At 73.6% G+C, this 15,787-nt stretch carries 20 protein-coding genes and 1 pseudogene; 12 read left to right on the top strand and 9 right to left on the bottom strand.

The window, feature by feature from the left end:
* Nucleotides 1-48: 48 nt before the first annotated feature.
* The 8 genes and pseudogenes from RQM47_RS16065 to RQM47_RS16095 all read right to left on the bottom strand — a co-directional run bounded on the left by RQM47_RS16065 (nucleotide 49) and on the right by RQM47_RS16095 (nucleotide 4,912).
* On the bottom strand, nucleotides 49-342 hold the full coding sequence (locus RQM47_RS16065; RefSeq protein WP_314009620.1) for a hypothetical protein: 294 nt from the start codon (nucleotides 340-342) through the stop codon (nucleotides 49-51).
* Nucleotides 343-617: 275 nt separating this feature from the next.
* The gene (locus RQM47_RS17515; RefSeq protein WP_409946015.1) at nucleotides 618-1,100 is read right to left on the bottom strand and encodes a transposase; all 483 of its coding nucleotides are present in this window, start codon (nucleotides 1,098-1,100) and stop codon (nucleotides 618-620) included.
* Between the two features lie 40 nt (nucleotides 1,101-1,140).
* Nucleotides 1,141-1,431, bottom strand: a pseudogene (locus RQM47_RS17520) (transposase); the annotation flags it as partial.
* Nucleotides 1,382-1,540 carry a hypothetical protein gene (locus tag RQM47_RS16075; RefSeq protein ID WP_314009622.1) on the bottom strand — a complete coding sequence of 53 codons (159 nt, stop codon included), beginning with the start codon at nucleotides 1,538-1,540 and terminating at the stop codon, nucleotides 1,382-1,384. The pseudogene RQM47_RS17520 and the gene RQM47_RS16075, both read right to left, overlap by 50 nt.
* A gap of 104 nt (nucleotides 1,541-1,644) precedes the next feature.
* Nucleotides 1,645-1,782, bottom strand: coding sequence for a hypothetical protein (locus tag RQM47_RS16080; RefSeq protein ID WP_314009624.1), 138 nt, complete (start codon nucleotides 1,780-1,782; stop codon nucleotides 1,645-1,647).
* On the bottom strand, nucleotides 1,779-2,159 hold the full coding sequence (locus RQM47_RS16085; protein WP_314009625.1) for a hypothetical protein: 381 nt from the start codon (nucleotides 2,157-2,159) through the stop codon (nucleotides 1,779-1,781). Before RQM47_RS16085 ends, RQM47_RS16080 begins: the two co-directional genes overlap by 4 nt.
* On the bottom strand, nucleotides 2,156-2,707 hold the full coding sequence (locus RQM47_RS16090; RefSeq protein WP_314009626.1) for a hypothetical protein: 552 nt from the start codon (nucleotides 2,705-2,707) through the stop codon (nucleotides 2,156-2,158). The genes RQM47_RS16085 and RQM47_RS16090 overlap by 4 nt, the downstream gene beginning before the upstream one ends.
* An 87-nt stretch (nucleotides 2,708-2,794) precedes the next feature.
* Entirely contained in the window at nucleotides 2,795-4,912 is a 2,118-nt protein-coding gene (locus RQM47_RS16095; RefSeq protein WP_314009628.1) for a zinc-dependent metalloprotease, read from the bottom strand.
* A 203-nt stretch (nucleotides 4,913-5,115) separates the two neighbouring features.
* Between RQM47_RS16095 and RQM47_RS16100 the strand changes: the two genes are divergently transcribed.
* From RQM47_RS16100 to RQM47_RS16120, 5 genes are all read left to right on the top strand, one after another.
* Nucleotides 5,116-6,216, top strand: a complete 1,101-nt coding sequence (locus tag RQM47_RS16100) for a sensor histidine kinase (RefSeq protein WP_314009630.1) — start codon at nucleotides 5,116-5,118, stop codon at nucleotides 6,214-6,216.
* Between the two features lie 47 nt (nucleotides 6,217-6,263).
* Complete coding sequence (locus RQM47_RS16105) at nucleotides 6,264-6,878, top strand: response regulator transcription factor (RefSeq protein WP_314009631.1); 615 nt, start codon at nucleotides 6,264-6,266, stop codon at nucleotides 6,876-6,878.
* 126 nt (nucleotides 6,879-7,004) lie between these two features.
* On the top strand, nucleotides 7,005-7,127 hold the full coding sequence (locus tag RQM47_RS16110; protein ID WP_314009632.1) for a hypothetical protein: 123 nt from the start codon (nucleotides 7,005-7,007) through the stop codon (nucleotides 7,125-7,127).
* Between the two features lie 82 nt (nucleotides 7,128-7,209).
* On the top strand, nucleotides 7,210-8,613 hold the full coding sequence (locus RQM47_RS16115; RefSeq protein ID WP_314009633.1) for a hypothetical protein: 1,404 nt from the start codon (nucleotides 7,210-7,212) through the stop codon (nucleotides 8,611-8,613).
* A gap of 8 nt (nucleotides 8,614-8,621) precedes the next feature.
* A complete protein-coding gene (locus RQM47_RS16120; protein WP_314009634.1) occupies nucleotides 8,622-9,137 on the top strand; it encodes a hypothetical protein in 516 nt (171 codons plus the stop codon).
* Between the two features lie 742 nt (nucleotides 9,138-9,879).
* Here RQM47_RS16120 and RQM47_RS16125 read toward each other — a convergent pair.
* Nucleotides 9,880-11,028 carry an epoxide hydrolase gene (locus RQM47_RS16125; protein ID WP_314009635.1) on the bottom strand — a complete coding sequence of 383 codons (1,149 nt, stop codon included), beginning with the start codon at nucleotides 11,026-11,028 and terminating at the stop codon, nucleotides 9,880-9,882.
* Nucleotides 11,029-11,149: 121 nt separating this feature from the next.
* On the opposite strand from RQM47_RS16125, the gene RQM47_RS16130 reads away from it, so the two are divergent.
* The 7 genes from RQM47_RS16130 to RQM47_RS16160 form a co-directional block, all read left to right on the top strand.
* Nucleotides 11,150-12,058, top strand: coding sequence for a LysR substrate-binding domain-containing protein (locus RQM47_RS16130; protein ID WP_314009637.1), 909 nt, complete (start codon nucleotides 11,150-11,152; stop codon nucleotides 12,056-12,058).
* Between the two features lie 182 nt (nucleotides 12,059-12,240).
* Nucleotides 12,241-12,378 carry a hypothetical protein gene (locus RQM47_RS16135; protein ID WP_314009638.1) on the top strand — a complete coding sequence of 46 codons (138 nt, stop codon included), beginning with the start codon at nucleotides 12,241-12,243 and terminating at the stop codon, nucleotides 12,376-12,378.
* A gap of 108 nt (nucleotides 12,379-12,486) precedes the next feature.
* Nucleotides 12,487-13,575: a site-specific integrase gene (locus RQM47_RS16140; RefSeq protein WP_314009639.1), complete on the top strand. Its 1,089-nt coding sequence runs from the start codon at nucleotides 12,487-12,489 to the stop codon at nucleotides 13,573-13,575.
* 136 nt (nucleotides 13,576-13,711) lie between these two features.
* Nucleotides 13,712-14,158, top strand: coding sequence for an antitoxin Xre-like helix-turn-helix domain-containing protein (locus RQM47_RS16145; protein ID WP_314009641.1), 447 nt, complete (start codon nucleotides 13,712-13,714; stop codon nucleotides 14,156-14,158).
* A gap of 51 nt (nucleotides 14,159-14,209) precedes the next feature.
* Entirely contained in the window at nucleotides 14,210-14,674 is a 465-nt protein-coding gene (locus tag RQM47_RS16150; protein WP_314009643.1) for an RES family NAD+ phosphorylase, read from the top strand.
* A 231-nt stretch (nucleotides 14,675-14,905) separates the two neighbouring features.
* A complete protein-coding gene (locus RQM47_RS16155) occupies nucleotides 14,906-15,343 on the top strand; it encodes an antitoxin Xre-like helix-turn-helix domain-containing protein (protein WP_314009644.1) in 438 nt (145 codons plus the stop codon).
* Nucleotides 15,344-15,787: RES family NAD+ phosphorylase (locus RQM47_RS16160; RefSeq protein ID WP_314009645.1), on the top strand; the 444-nt coding region annotated here is incomplete at its 3' end.

Consider the following 15,787-nt stretch of genomic DNA (forward strand, 5'->3'; position numbering starts at 1 on the left):
AATTCTACATAAGCTGGACGATAGATGGGTCTGGCAAATACTACTTCGTTAGCGGCCAGGCGGCGCGCGGCCGAGGAGGGCGAAGGACGCTTCCGGTGGCAGACAGAGCGGTCCCGTCTGAGCCCACCACGCGGCCAGCCCGGTCAGGAGCGCGAGGACGACCTGGCGGTGGACCTCCGGGAGCGTCGGGACGGCCGCCGGCCCCGCCCGCCACCGCGTGAGGGCGAGGAAGCTGTACGAGAGCATGACGAGCGCCGTGTGGCGGTGGAGCCCGTCCCACCGCCGGCCCTGGAAGTCGCCGAGCCCGCACGTCTGCTTCGCGTCCTCGTAGCGGGCCGGCACTGGCCCGGTGCTCGATGGGCCACCGGGACCGGACCGCCGCGGCCAGCTCCGCGAGCGGCGTCTCGGCCGGGAGGTTCGAGAAGGAGTACTTCGTCTCGACGTCGTCGCGGGTCCGAGCGCGCTCCGCGATGAGCCACCCCTCGGCGCTCGTCGCCGTCCGGTGGTCGTCGAGGCTCCGCGCTTGGCACCCTGCGGATCTCCGATCCGCAGCCCCCAGTGCATCCGGAGCGCCGTGAACCGCCTCCGCATCGGCCCCCGCGCCCCCTCCCGCCACGTCACTTCCTGCCAAGCCTCCGGCGGGAGCGCAGCGACGACCCTGTCAACCCGGTAGAGCGGGGCCGGGTGCCGCTTCGGCTTCCGACCGGCCCCCGGTTTCCGCGGCGGGGGCGGACCGTCGCGGGCGGCGCGGACCTCGTCGGGCCGGCGGACGCCGAAGCTCTTCTTGACGGCGCAGGCGTAGAGGAGCCCGCGGTCGTCGAGCCCGCCGAAGAAGTCCCGAAGTGGCCGTACGCGGCGTCGGCCGTGACGAGCCTGAACGGGACGCCCTCCGCCGCCGTCGGCGGCGGCGCCACGGCCCGGTCGACGAGCTCGAGGGCGATCTCGATCTTCGAGAGCTTCGGGACCCCAGCGGGGACGTAGGCGCGGCGTCGGCGGGGCTCGTCGTGGACCCAGGAGTCGGGGAGGTAGAGCCTCGCGCTGACGGGCCAGTGGACGGCGGGGGCCGACCGGGACCGGCCGACGAGGCACTCGGCCGTCACGAGCGCACCTCCCTCCGTTGGAGGGAGGGCAGTTCGCCTGCGTCCCGAACACGCCGCACCACTGGTGGGCGACGCCGACGGAGTGGGTCCCCTGCTTCGGGAACGTCGTGTCGTCGATGGCAAGCACGCCGCCGGCTGGGGTCGCCTCGACGAGGAGCCTCACTCGCTCGGCGTCGAGGGCGAGCGGGTCCCAGTCGGCGTCAGTCAGGAGGTGCTGGAGCCGCTCGGTCGTCGTGCCGGCGACGGCCGCGGCGATCCCGTCGCACGTCTTGTGCGGGAGGTCAGCCGCGGAAGGGGCTTCCGCGGAGGAGCCCAGTGCAATAGCGCTCAGCGCTCTCGCGGGTCGAGGGCCGCCGGAAGAGCGGGAGGAGCGGGGCGAGGAACGCGGCAAGGCCGGGGAGCGGGGTCGGCGGGGCCTTCGGCGTGGGCGTAGCGGTCACGGGGCGGGGCGCGTGTAGGAGGTCCTCATCTACGCCTGACCCGTCGCCCCTCCTACTCCGCACCCTCCTCGGCCGGGCGGCGCCCGGCCGCTAACGAAGTAGTACTACAAAAGGGCCTTGAGGAGGAACGAGAGCTCGGTCGGGAGGTCAGGGTCCGCCGGCTCGGCCGTCCCGCACCCCGCGAGCGCGGCGGCGGACACGGCGACGAGCGCCGTCACGCGAAGGAGGGCCGGGCGGGTCACCGGCGGCCCGCGAGAACGGTCCGGAACTGACCGTCGGTGACGCGGAGCGTGTCGGGGAGTTCGCGGATCGTCGTCTCGTAGACGTCGTCGTCGATGGACCGGAGGGCGATGGGGTACGTCCCGACGCCGTCCCACTCGCTCGCCGGGACGTTGAACCCGATCCCCTGGCGGAGCGGGAACCGGTCGTCGAACCGGAGCTCGGCGAACACCTGGAACCCGTAGTCCGTGAGCGTCGCGCGAGTCTCGGTGTTGGCCGTCCACCGCTCGGCGTTGAGGAGGAACGAGAGCTCGGTGTCGGGGGCGGGGTCCACGGGCTCCGTCGCCCCGCACCCGGCGAGCGCGGCGGCGAGGGCGAGAGCGGCGATGGAGCGGGTCACCGGCGGTCCTCGACGACGGCCCGGAAGTGGCCGTCGGTGACGCGGAGGGTGTCGGAGAGTTCGCGCCGCGTGACCCGGACGTAGTTCGAGTCGACGACGAACACGCCGGCGAACCGGCCCTCGATGGCGCCCGTCGCCTCGTCGTACCGCGTGACCTCAAACCCACCCCGCTCGGCGGCCCCCCCGACCGGCTCGTAAAGCGCGATCGTCGCGTCGCCGTCGGCCTCATTCACGTACCCGCCCTGGAGCCGTCCCCCCTCACGATGCTCGATGATCGGGTAGACTCCGGTTCCCCGCCAAGGGACGGCGAACCCGATCCCTTGGCGGAGCGGGAACCGGTCGTCGAACCGGAGCTCGGCGAAGACGACGAGGCCCGGCTCCGTGAGGACGGCCTCGACATCGGTGTTGGCCGTCCAGGGCTCACCGTTGAGGGCGAACGAGAGCTCGGTGTCGGGGGCGGGGTCGACGGGCTCCGTCGCCCCGCACCCGGCGAGCGCGGCGGCGGCGAGGGCGAGGGCGCTGAGGGCGGCGGCGAGGGGGTGGGGCATGGCTCTGGGGAGGGGTTGGGGGAGCGCGTGCGGGCACGGCGTAGGAAACGCCGTGCCCGCGGGTCTTGATGTGGGGAGCGCGGGCGCCTACTGAGCGACCGTGACGCGGCGGGTGGCCACGAACGTGCCGGCTCGCATGTGGACCACGTACACGCCCGGCGACAGCGCCGAGGCGTCGAACTGGACCCGGTGGGTCCCGGCCCCGACCTCGCCGTCGACGACCCGGGCCACCTCGCGGCCGAGCACGTCGTACACGACGACGGCGACGGCCGAGGCCTCGGGCACGTCGAACGAGACCGTCGCGGACCCGGCGACCGGGTTCGGGCCGACGGCCCCGAGCGCGAACGCTTCCGGCGCGGCCCCGGCGGTCAGACCCGCCGTGACCGGGGCGGCGGCCTCGGCCCCCTGCGCGACCGGGCAGAGGACGATGTCGGGCGCGCAGCCCCCGTTGTCGTAGACGGTCACGTACTTCGAGCCCGAGGCCGTCTCCGACCCGCGCACGACGTCGACCCGGAGGGAGAAGTCGGCGTACCCGGCCGTCGTGGAGTACGACGGCGACGTGACGCCGGTGTAGGACCCGTTCTTGTACCACTTGTACGACGTCGTCCCTGCCCCCCCGTCGAGGCTCGCCGTCCACGTCCCGGACTCGAGCGGGAAGAGGAGGCTCGGGCCTGAGACCGAGGCCGTGAGGGGGTTCTGCCGGTACGCCGAGATCGTCGTGGCCGTGGCGTCGAGGACGCGGGCGTTGTCCCGGCCGCTCTGGCCCGTCGTCCGCCCCTGCTCTTCGACGTCGGGGTTCGAGATGTTCCAGACGTGGGGGTACACCCCGCCCTCCGTGTAGGCCATGATGGTGGCGAAGCGGTTGTACCCGCAGATCCACCCGGCCCCGTAGAAGCACTGCGACCACCGCTCGCGGTGCCCGCGCCCGTACGAGTACCCCTTGGCCGGATCGATGGGATCCTCAGGGTGGTGCTGTGCGCCCTGGAGGTGGCCGACCTCGTGGGTGAAAACCTTGTCCGTGACTGCGTAAGCGACGTCCACGATGGCGTATGCCCCCTCCGGCGTCGTCTGCCCGGGCGTGTAGATCACGTTCGCCTTCCCGGCGACGCCGCTGTAGGCCCCGGGCCGCGTGAGGAGGACGACGAGGTCGGCCTTGTACGTGTCGCGGAGGGACCGGGCCGTCGGGTTGTTCGGGAGGTCACGGTCAGTGTCCGTCGTGATGATCCCCGACTCGTTGAACCCGGAGAGGAGTTGCTTGTGAGCGAGCTGGAGCCGGGGGGCCGTCCGGCTCCGGCTGTAGGCGGTGTTCGAGTTCATGATCGCCTCGTCGATCAAGCTGCTGATGTTCGCCACCCCGCTCGCCGCTCCCTGCGTATAGAGGACGAGGACGCGGGCGGTCGTCGACGCCCGGCCCCCGGCGGTCTCGCTGGCGGCGGCGAAGGCGTCGTCGAGCGACGGGGCGACGGGCTCGGGGGAGACCTCGGAAGGGGCTCCGGGGGCACGGGCCGCCAGACGCCGGCCCCCGCTCATCGTCGCGTCGCTGCCTCCGTCGGGGATCTCCGCCTCGTCGACATCGACGAGCGCGTGGAGCCTCTTCCCGAGCGGAACGATCGTGTAGAGGTCGGTCCGGACCTGGACCGAGCCCGAGACCCCGACCCCGTCGCGGTAGACGAGCGAGATGGTCCCGAGCGCGGTCGTGGGGTCGTCGGCGACGTAGAGCCGGCCGACCCACCCGTACGCCTCGCCGTCGATGTCGACGAGCTCGTCGCGGACGGCGAGGAGCCGGCCGCCGCCGGCCGGGCGCTCCTCGGCGACGACCCCGAGCTCGGGGGCGTACCCGAACGCGAACGCCTCGGCCGTCGCGAGCTTCTTCGGGAACCGGACGAGCCGGCCCCTCTTGGCGTGGCCGTTCTTCAGCGCCTTCCGGAGTTCCTTGGCCTGGTCGCGGTCGAGCTTCGACGGCTTATCGCGGCCCTGCGTGCGGGCGCCGTCCGCGGCGCCGCCCTTGAGGCCGGCCTCGGCGAGGTCGGACGCGGAGACGTCGCCCTCGGACTCGAACAGGGACGGGGCGCCGCCGGCGAGCCGGGCGCGGTCGCTGGCGGTCTGGGACTGGGCGTGGGCCACAGGGGCGAGGCCGAGGAGGGCGCCGAGGGCGAGGGCCATCGTGGCCCGGCCGAGCGCCGGGCGCGCGTGCCGAAGGGTCATCGGGGTGGGGGTCCAGGGGTGGAGGGCGCGGGCGGGGTGCCGGCCCGGACGGCGACGACGTTAGGGCCGCCCCGGCCGCCGGCCCCCGCCGGTTCCGCGCGTTCGGGCTCGTCGGTTCCGACGAATCGGGCGGGCGGAACCGGCCCACGCCGCCCGGGGCTAGGGCCGGCCCTAGCTTGTCCCGGAGCCCCCCGACCGCCCCGGTGACCCGGTCCGCCGCCCCGCCCGCCCTCGCCCTCCTCGCCCTCGCGACCGTCGCGGGGGCGCAGGCCCCCCCCACCCCCGTCGCCGCCCTCCACGCCGACTCCCTCGTCGTCGACAGCCTCGTCTGGGGCGAGGGCCGGACCGTGTGGCCGTACGCGTTCGTTCGGACGGCCCCCCACGGCGAGACGTGGATGCGGCTCGACGACCCGTACGGGGGCGCGTTCTTCGGGCCGTCGACGATGGTCGCCGCGCTCGGCGAGGAGGCGAGGGCGTTCGCCGAGCGGCGCGAGGCCCGGTCCGTCCTCCTCCTCCCCCGCGCGCTCACGCTCTCGGCCCTCGCCCTCATCGCCGTCGGCCTCGTCGCCGGCTCGGCCCTCCCGTTCGTGTGGTACCGCCGGCGGTACTGGAAGGAGCGCGCCCGGCGCGAGGCGGCCGAGTCGGCCCGGCGCCACCTCGCCGAGGGCCGGGAGGCCGAGCGGGTGCGGACGGCCCAGGACCTCCACGACGGGCCGGTCCAGGACCTCCACGCCCTCCGCATGCGGCTGGCCGTCCTCGCCCGGGGCGCCGACGACGGCCTCCGCGCGGCGCTCGCCGAGACGGCGACCGAGGCCCGGTCGGTCGTCGAGGAGCTCCGCCGGGTGGCCGAGGACCTCCGCCCGCCGGCGCTCGGGCCGTTCGGGCTCGCCGCCGCGCTCCGCGCCCACGCCGCCCGGTTCGCCGACCGGCACCCGGGCCTCGACGTCGCCCTCGACCTCGACGACGACGGGCAGGCGCTCCCGGAGCCCGTCCGGCTCGCCCTGTTCCGCGTGGCCCAGGAGGCAATGACGAACGCGGCCAAGCACGCCGGGGCCGGCCGGGTCTCGGTCGCCCTCCGGGTCGGCCCCGGCGCCGTCGAGGTCGAGGTGGCCGACGACGGGGCCGGGTACGCCGTCCCGGCCGACCTGCTGACGCCGTCGGCGCCGGGCCACTACGGGCTCGTCGGGATGGCCGAGCGGGCCGAGGCTGTCGGCGCCGCGCTCGCGGTCGAGAGCGGGGCGGGGCGGGGCACCCGCGTCCGGGCCTCGGTCCCGGTCGTCCGGGGCGGCCCCGGCGCCCCGTAACCCGTAGCGCCGTGCCCCCCGCCCCGCCCGCCCCGCCCGTGCCGCCCGTGCCCACCCGCGTCCTCCTCGCCGACGACCACCCCGTGTGGCGGCGGGGCGTCCGCGACCTCCTGGCCGCCGAGCCCGACCTCGCCGTCGTCGCCGAGGCCGCCGACGGGGAGGAGGCCCTCGCCGCGCTCCGGGCGGGGGGCGTCGACGTGGCCGTCCTCGACATGGAGATGCCCCGCGTGACGGGCGTCGAGGTGGCCCGGGCCGTCCAGGCCGAGCGGCTCGGCGCCCGGGTCCTCGCGCTCTCGTCGTACGCCGACCCGTCGTACGTGACGGGCCTGTTCCAGAGCGGGGCGTCGGGGTACCTCACGAAGGACCAGTCGCCGGAGCTCGTCGTCGAGGCGGTCCGGGCCGTGGCCCGGGGGGAGGGCCGGTGGTTCGTGAGCCCGGCCGCTCTGGCGGACCCGGCCGCCGGGCTCTCGGACCGGGAGCGCGACGTGCTCCGGCTCCTGGCCGAGGGGAGGGCGAACGGCCAGATCGCGGAGGCCCTGTTCGTCTCGGAGAACACGGTCCGGAGCCACCTCACGTCCGTGTACGCGAAGGTCGGGGTGGGGTCGGCCCGGGAGGCCATCGTGTGGGCGATCCGGACCGGGTTCGCCGACGGCGGCGCCTGATCGGGGCGGCCCCGGCGGGGCGGGACTCGTCGGAACCGACGAGCGGGATCGGTCGGTCCGGGTGAGGCGGCTGCGGGGCGCGGGGAGGACTTTGGGCGCCCCCCACCCCCGCCCCACGCGCAACAGATGGTCCTCCTCCTCCTCGCCCTCCTCTCCGGTGTCCTCCCCCCGCCGGCTGCCCCGCCCCCGGACGCCCCCTCGGCGCCGGACACGATCTGCATCCCGTTCATCGGGTGCATCAACCTCTGACTCCCGACGACGGCCTCAAACCCCCGTCCCGACCTGAGGACCCCTCGGTCCTACGCCCCTAGAACTCCGACGCCCCCACCCCGTGCGCAACCTCCTCCTCTCTCTCGGCGCCCTCTCTCTCGGCGCCCTCTCGCTAGGCGCCTGCGACTCGGCCGGTCTTGAGACGGGTGCCCCGAGCGCCGCGGCCCCCGCGAGCGCCTCGCTCGTCTCCGCGGGCGCGGGCACCGGCGAGGCCGCCGAGCGGGCTGCGCTCGCCGACCTCACCGAGGCGTTCGCGCTCGCGATGGGCGCCCCGGCCGTACGGAACGAGGTCCGCCGCGACCTCGCCGACTCCCGGTTCACCGTCGAACACAAGCTCCACCTCCAGGACCACCTCGCCGCCCAGGCCGCCAGCGGGCGGGGCAAGCTGCTCGCCGCGATGGCCGAGGAGACCGGTCGCTCGACTGACGAGGTCCTCGCGCTCGCTCGATCGGTCCGCGAGCTCGAGTTCTACCTCCCGGTCGACGACCACCGAGCCCGGTGGCGGGGCGGGAAGGACATCGTCGTTGCCTCGATCGTCGAGGACGAGGACGTCCCGACCGCGTTCGACGTGGAGGGCCAGCCCGTCGCGCTCAGGGCGTACGAGGTGCCCGTCCAGACGACGCTCTCGATCGTCCCGGTCGAGACCGACTTCTCGGCCCCGCTCCCGGCCTCGGTCGTGAACACGGACGACGCGGGCGGAGCGGCGATCGGGACGTACGCGCTCGGCGGGCGCGGGGGGATGGCCACGACCAACTTGATCGTGGACCCGTGCGAGGACCCGCTCACGCAACTCGACCCGGTCGCGTGCGGCGGGACCGGAGGCGGGGGTACGTCGTCGTACCCGCCGGGCCTCTACTACACGCGGGCCGACATGGACTTCGTCGGCGAGGCCGGCCTGAAGGGGTCCCCGGAGATCGAGATCATCGTCTTCAACGTCAGCAACGGGCGGGAGTACCCGTTCCGGAAGAACGGTCGGTGCAGCGCGGGGGAGTACGGCTCGCTCGCGGGGTACCGCCGGTTCGATCAGAACGGCGAGTCGTGGAGCGGGAACGCCCTCGCTCTCTCGCAGAGCGAGCTCGATGTCCTCGAGCTCCCATCGGGCGACCCCAACTTCGCCGACCGTGGGTTCGCCGTCGCTTTCTGGGAGGACGACTACAAACAGTGCGAACTGTACACGAAGATGGACCTCATGTACTTCCTCGAGCAGACGGCGAAGGGCGGGGCTCTCATCGGACTGGGCGTCCTCGACGGCAGCGTCAGGGGAATCCCCTTCATCGCCTGGGGCGTGTTCAACATCGGCAGCACCGCGTGGGCCGCGCTCCACTCGAGCGACGACTTCCTCGGGTTCGCCGTCGCGCGCTCGTCGGTAATGAACCCCGGGCACCTCGGGTACTCCCACGTCCTCTACACAATCGAGACGGGGTCCCAGCGGAACGGGGCCGTCAACCTCATCCAGCGCTTCTAGACGCCCCGATGACTCACATCAAGCCCCCTCTCCGACCGACTCCGAGAGGCCCCGCCCTGGGCCGGACCGCCCTCCTCGCCGTCGCGCTCGTTGGCCTGTTCGGTGCCCCCGCAGTCGCCCAAGACGCCGGTGCCCCGTGTCCGTACGAGGACTGCGCGCTCCGGATCGAGCCCACTGCCCTCGGCGTCCGGGTAGTCCGCGGCTCGGAGGGGGTCGCCGTGGGCCGGCTCGTGCCGTTCCGGGAAGACCTCAGCGCCCTCACGGCGTCCTCCGCCACGGCGCTCCCGTACGCACGGGCGGCCGAACGCGCCAGCTCCCGGAGCGTCCTCGCTGCCGTCGCCGCGGGCCTCCTCCTCTGGGCGGCCGCGGACGAGGATGGCCCCCTCGGCGGGGGCGACGGCCTCCGGGTCGGGGCGGCCTTGGGAGGCGCCACGGCGGGGTTCTACGGCGTCGTCCTCGGTCTGCGGGCCGAACAGGCCTCGGCCCGTGCGGTGTGGGAGTACAACCGTGGCCTCGACCGCTAGCCGGCTCGGCACGGCCGAATCCCTGACAATTATGCCCCTGCCCAGCTCAAGCCCCTCGTCCTCACGGCGCTCTTGGCGGTCGCCCTCGCCGGCTGCGACGGGACCGACGCCACCGAGACCGATGTGGGTGGGGAGTACGAGGCCGTCACGTTCACGGCCGACGTCGACGGCGCGGCCGTCGACGTGCTCCGGGCCGGGGGCTCACTCGTGGTCACACTCCGGGACGACCGGACGGTCTCGGGCCGGCTCGTCGTCCCCGAAGCCCTGGCCGACGGGGACGACGCCGACCTCCCCCTCAGGGTAGCGGGCAGATGGATGTTGTTGGCGAACTCTATCAGGCCGCCATCAGCGCCGAGAATGGCGACTGGTAGGACACCGAGCGGGGGACGCCGTCGAGCCAGTCGACCGCCGCTTCAGGTTCATCGCTGCCGCGATCGCTACGTGCTGGAGGTCAGATTCATCCCTTGTCGGCTCTGGGACCCGCTTTGGACGGCCGCCGGCGTTCTTAATTCCCGCTCGTTTTGGCGGGTGCTAGATCACTGGACTTGCCATTACGACGGTTGTACAAGATCCTCGCCGTCGTGCCGGCTGGACCTCCGCCGAGCTCCTCGTGAGGTGGGAGATCGGGCCGCCTGACCTGCTTTCTATCGCTGGAATCGGCGTTCTGAGCGCTACCGTACCATCCCGTTCCATTGGTTGTGGTAGGCCTAACTCGGAGCCTGCCTCCGGGCCAGCGCCGTCGCTACCGGACCGTCCGGAAGGTGGCGCGCACCTCGTCCGTGAACGCGACTGGCTGCTCAAGCGCTGCGAAGTGGCCGCCGGCCTCGAGCTCGTTGCAGTGGAGCACGGTCTCGTACCGAGCTTCGATCCAGCGCCGCGAAGCGCGGACCTGCTCCTTGGGGAAGATGCTGAATCCGGCCGGGGTCGGGTTCGGCCCGGAGGGAGGAGACATGCCGGCCTGGGCAGCCTCCCAGTAGAGCCGGGCCGACGAGGCCCCGGCGTTCGGGAGCCAGTACATCATGACGTCGTCGATGAGCTCGTCGAGGTCGAACACCGACGTCGGGTCGCCGCCGCTGTCGGACACGTCCTGGAACAGCGTGTAGATCCACGCCGCGAGTCCGACCGGGGAGTCGGCGAGCGCGTACCCGATCGTCTGGGGACGCGTCGTCATCTCCTGCATGTAGGCCGAGAGCATGGTCTGGTAGCGCTGGGCGTCGTCGATCATGGCCTGCTCGTGCGGCGTGGCCCGCTCCCGCTCCTCCGGTGAGGGGAAAACGAGGGGCATGTTGAAGTGGACGGCGACGAGACCCTCGGGGGCCATCCGCGAAATGATCTCGGTCACGCTCGCCCCCCAGTCCCCGCCCTGGGCCGCCCAGCGGCCGTAGCCGAGCCGATCCATGAGGGTGATCCAGGCCGCGGCAATCCGGCCGGGACCCCAGCCCGCCTCGGCCGGCTGGCCGGAGAACCCGAACCCCGGGAGCGACGGGATCACGAGGTGGAAGGCGTCCTCGGCCCGCCCGCCGTGGGCGACCGGGTCGGTGAGCGGGCCGACGACGTGGCGGAACTCGAGGACCGAGCCCGGCCACCCGTGCGTCATGAGGAGCGGGAGCGCGCCGGGCTCCGGGGACCGGACGTGGAGGAAGAACACGTCGAGCCCGTCGACGGTCGTGCGGGACGGACCGAGCCCGTTCAGGACCGCCTCGCAGCGGCGCCAGTCGTAGCCGCCGGCCCACCGGTCGACGAGCGACCGCATGGCGGCGAGCGGCGGCCCCTGGCTCTCGTCCCCGACGGTCTCGGCGTCGGGCCAGCGGGTCTGCGCGAGCCGCTGGCGGAGCTCGTCGAGGCGAGGCTGCGGGATGGCGATGGGGGAGGGGATAATCGGGTCGGGCACGGTGGGGCGGAGGAGGGCGTCAGGGAGGTGGAGCAGATCGAACCCGCCCTTGCGTCATTCGTTACATGCATAGTCGTGGAGAGGGCAATGCGTTGAGTGCATCGCTCCTCTCATCAAACCCATGGAGCTCCGTCACCTCCGATCCTTCATCGCCGCCGCCGAGGAGCTTCACTTCGGCCGGGCGGCCCAGCGTGTGTTTGTGTCCCAACCTGCTCTCTCGCGGCAGATCCAAGCGCTCGAGGGCGAGGTCGGCACCCCCCTGTTCGACAGGAGTGGGAGGGTCGTGCGCCTGACGTCCGCGGGCGAGGCGCTCTTGGAGCGCGCCCGCTACGCCGACCGGGCCGTTGACGACGCCCTCGACGCGGCCCGCCGCGCGGGTCGGGGGGAGACGGGGCGGGTAGTCGTCGGGTACACGGACTCGGCACTGCACGGCCCGCTCGCGCCGGCCATCGCCGCCTTCCGCATCGAGCGGCCGGGCGTCGGCGTCGTGCTCCTCGAGACCGCCAGCGCCGACCAGCCCGACGCTCTCCGCTCGGGCCGGATCGACGTGGCCTTCGCGGCGGCAGAGCCGGGTGAAGTGGAGGGCCAGGACTCCGCCGTGCTCTACCGGGTCGACTCGTTCGTCGCCGTCCCCCACTCTCACTCGCTCGCGACGCGCAGCGGTCCTACAGGTCACACCGAAGGTCCCGTCCCATTGGCGGACCTGGCCGGAGAGCCGTTCGTGATGCCCAGCCTGGCGCGCGACCCGATTCTCTATGACGGAATCGTTCGCGCGTGTGGTCAGGCCGGGTTCGCCCCACGAATCGCGCAGGAGGCGAGCGGGGCGTTCACGATGCTCAGCCTCGTCGCCGCGGGGGTCGGCGTGGCCGTGTTGCCCGGGACGGTCGCCGGGTCGTTCTCGCGCGATGGGGTAGGGCTCCGCGAACTGTCGGGTGGGTTTACCCGACTCGAGATGCGGATGTCGTGGACCCCCGACGCGACGAGCCCCGCGCTCCGGACCTTCGTGGACGCCGTGGTGGCGGCGTGCTAGGGCGTGTAGACGGGCCAGCGTCGGGATAGACGCTGTTGGCGAATTGCCGAGCGGTCCAAGACGAACTTGTCTGGACTGCTCGCCACCGACGCTGGCGGCCGCGCGACGGGGACAAACTGGGACTCATCTGGATTCGCCAACAGCATCATTCTGCTCGGTACCCTCTAGAGGCTGGCGAGGTCGTGACGTGGGACCTCGGCGACTTCCCCGAGGGCGCGCTCCGCCCGCTCGGCGCCGAGGCCGTGAGCCCGGACGCCTTCGTCAGTCCGATGGTCGAGGTGGACCCGAAGCGGGGGCCTTTCGAATCGACCGATCAGTGACTTCCGATAAGCGGACATTATCGGAAACGGATCGGACAACGAAGGCTATCTTCGACCGTTGCTCCTCTACGTGGAAGATGATTGACGATGCAATAACAGCTATGCCTTGTGTCCGCTGACCTCGTCCCTCTGGGCGCCGATCGCCTGCCCGCCGCGCTCGCGGCCGACGCGGAGTCCGCCCGCCGGTTCGCCCAGGCCGCCCGGTCCGACGCCACGCTCCGAGCGTACCGCTCGGACTGGGCCGACTTCGCCGCGTGGTGCGGCGAGCGCGGGCTGGCCGCGATGCCGGCGTCGCCCGAGACCGTCGCTTTATATATAGCGTCCCGCGCCGAGGCCGGACCCGCGGGCGACGACGGGCGACCGACGGCGCCGCTGAAGGTGGCCACGCTCGAGCGGCGGATGGCGGCGATCTCCCAGGCCCACAAGCTGGCGGGTGTGGAGAGCCCGGCACTCCGCTCGCGGGAGCCGCTCCACTCCGTCTGGGCGGGCGTGGTCCGCACGCTCGGGACGGCGCGCGAGAAGGTGGCGCCGGCGCTCGCGGCCGACGTCGTGGCCATGGCCACCCAGTGCGACGAGGCGGTCCGGCTGGCGGAGGCGTTCACTGACGACGCGAAACCGGGCGCAGTGCTTCGGGCGAGGCGGGACAAGGCCATGCTGCTTGTCGGGTTCGCCGCGGCGCTCCGGCGGAGCGAGCTCGCCGCCGTGCGGACGGAGCACCTGTCGTTCACGCCCGACGGGCTCCGGCTGCTCATCCCCAAATCAAAGAGCGACCAGGAAGGCGCGGGCCAGGTGGTCGGCGTGGCCTACGGGAGCCGGGCCGGGACGTGCCCCGTCCGGGCGGTCCGGTCGTACCTCGCCGCCGCCGGCCGGGCGCTCGCCGACCAGGGCCGGCCCTCCCCCCTCTCCGGCGCCGTGTTCCGGTCGGTCGACCGCTGGGGACGGCTCGGCCACAAGGCGGTCACGGGCCGGACGGTCGCCAACGTCGTGAAGGCTCACGCCGAGGCGGCCGGGCTCGACTCCACGCTCTACGCCGGGCACTCGCTGAGGGCGGGGTTCGCGACCACGGCCGCCCGCGCGGGCAAGCCCGACCGGGCCATAAGCAAGCAGACCCGGCACAAGTCGGCCGCCATGCTCGCCGAGTACGTCCGCGAGGGACGGCTCTTCGACGACAACGCGAGCGAGGGGATCGGGCTCTGACGGACGAGACGGTGGAGCCGCGCTCGTCCCGGTCCCCGGGAACGGTTCGGAGCCGGAGACGTGACCGATCAGCCATCTGTCGTAACTTTCTACGACACGTGACCGTTCAGGACGACCCCGCCCGCCGCCCCTCACCATGACCGACGACGCCGTCTCCGCCGCCCCCGAGCCCCTCGTCGACGAGATCCTCGGCGGGACCGACCCCGTCCGGGCCGCCCGGGAGGGGCTGCCCCCCCGGGTCCTCGACCGCGTGAGCGACGCCGTCTTCGGGCCGTCGCCGACGGCCGACGACGCGAGGGCTCTCGCCCGGGCGCTCGGGGTCTCCGAGCGGACCCTCACGCGGCGGAAGGCGAGGCCGCCCGAGCCCCTCCCGCCCCAGCAGTCGGACCGGCTCCTCCTCCTCGCCGAGACCTACGACCTCGCCGTCCGAGCGCTCGACGGCGAGGACCGCGCCCGGGCCTGGCTCGCCCGCCCCCACCGGCTCCTCGGCGGCGAGGCCCCGGTCGCGAGGCTCGACACGCTCGCCGGCGTCCGCGAGGTCCAGACCGTGCTCTACCACGTCGAGTTCGGGATGGCCGCCTGACGGCGCCGCCGCCCGACGGCGCCGCCGAGCCCCTCCCCGAGCCGCCCCGCGATGCCGACGTTCTACCGGATCGAGAAGCGCCGCCACGCCCACGACGCGTTCGCGGGGATCGGCGGGCTGTTCAGCGCGGGCCGGTGGCACCGGCGCGGGGTCCGGGTCTCGTACGCCTCCGAGCACCAGGCGGTCGCGGCGATGGAGAAGCTCGTGTGGCTGGGGTCCTTGGAGGACGCCCTCGCCGGGGACTACGTCGTGGTCCCGGTCGACGTCCCTCAGGCCGCGATCGAGGTCGTCCCCCCCGCCGACCTCCCCGAGGGGTGGGACGCGTTCCCCCACCCGCCGGCGACCCAGGAGATTGGGACGCGGTGGCTCCGGGAGCGCCGGAGCGCGGCGCTCCAGGTGCCGAGCGCGGTCGTCCCCCACGCGGCGAACGTCCTCATCAACCCGGCCCACCCGGACGCGGCCCGCCTCACGGCCGGCGGCCCCGACCCGTTCGACTGGGACCCCCGGCTGTTCTGACGCGGCACGAGCGCCCCGTGGGGGGCGACCGGGCCACTGATTTGACGCCCGGTTTACGAGAACGGCGCCACCCCGCCCTCGCGTCGCGGAAAGACCGGTTTCTGGACGACAACGGGTGCCCCCTTTCTTGAACAGAGGGAGCCGCCCGTTGCTCTGGCTCCGCGACGGACGGAACGGGGTCCCCACAGGGTCGTTCATTTGGGTGTACTCTGTTGCCATCTGGTTCCCACTATGGACGCCCCCGCTGTTGACGTGGCCGACGGCCCCGCCGCCCTCGACTTCCCCGAGCTCGCCCTCGACGGCCCCGGCCCGCTCGCCGACGCCGTCCGTGACGGGCTCCCGGCCGACCGGTTCGACGCGCTCCTCGGCGCCCTCGGCGTCCCGACCGCCGAGCTCGCCGCCGCCCTCCACCTCTCCCCCTCCACGCTCTCGCGGCGCCGGCGACAGGGCCGGTTCGACGTCGTCGAGTCCGACCGGCTCGTCCGGCTCGCCGCCCTCGTCGCCCACGCCGTCCGGGTCATGGAGACCGTCGAGGACGCCCGGGCGTGGATGACGAGCCCGGCCCGGGCGCTCGGCGGCGAGACCCCGCTCGCCTACGCCTCGGTCGAGCCCGGCGCCCGCGAGGTCGACCGGCTCCTGACCCGGATCGAGCACGGCGTGTTCAGCTAGGTGGCCGAGCCCGGCCCGGTCCCCCCCGAGGACGCCCCCGAGGGCGGGGCGGTCGTCGCGTGGCGGCTCACGAAGGCGGAGTGGGCCGGGTCCGCGTTCTCGGGCGAGGGCGCCCGGCTCGGCGGGGGCCGGTGGAATAGCCCGGGCGTCCCCGTCGTCTACCTCGCGGGGACCCTCGAGCTCGGCGAGCTCGATGTGCTCGTGAACCTGACGACCGCTCACCTCCTGGGCTCTTACGTCGCGTTCTGCGTGACCGTCCCGGCCGGGCTCGTCGAGACGCTCGAGTCGAGCGCGCTCCCGGCCGACTGGCGGCGGGACCCGGCCCTGCGCTCGGCGAAGCGGGTCGGCGACGGGTGGGTACGGGAGGGGCGGACCGCCGTGATCCGGGTCCCGTCGGCCGTCGTCCCGTCGAGCGCGAACTACCTCGTGAACCCGGCCCACCCC

Origin of the sequence: Rubrivirga sp. S365 (genome assembly GCF_032248475.1) — a bacterium.
GTDB classification, from domain to species: Bacteria; Bacteroidota; Rhodothermia; order Rhodothermales; family Rubricoccaceae; genus Rubrivirga; species Rubrivirga litoralis.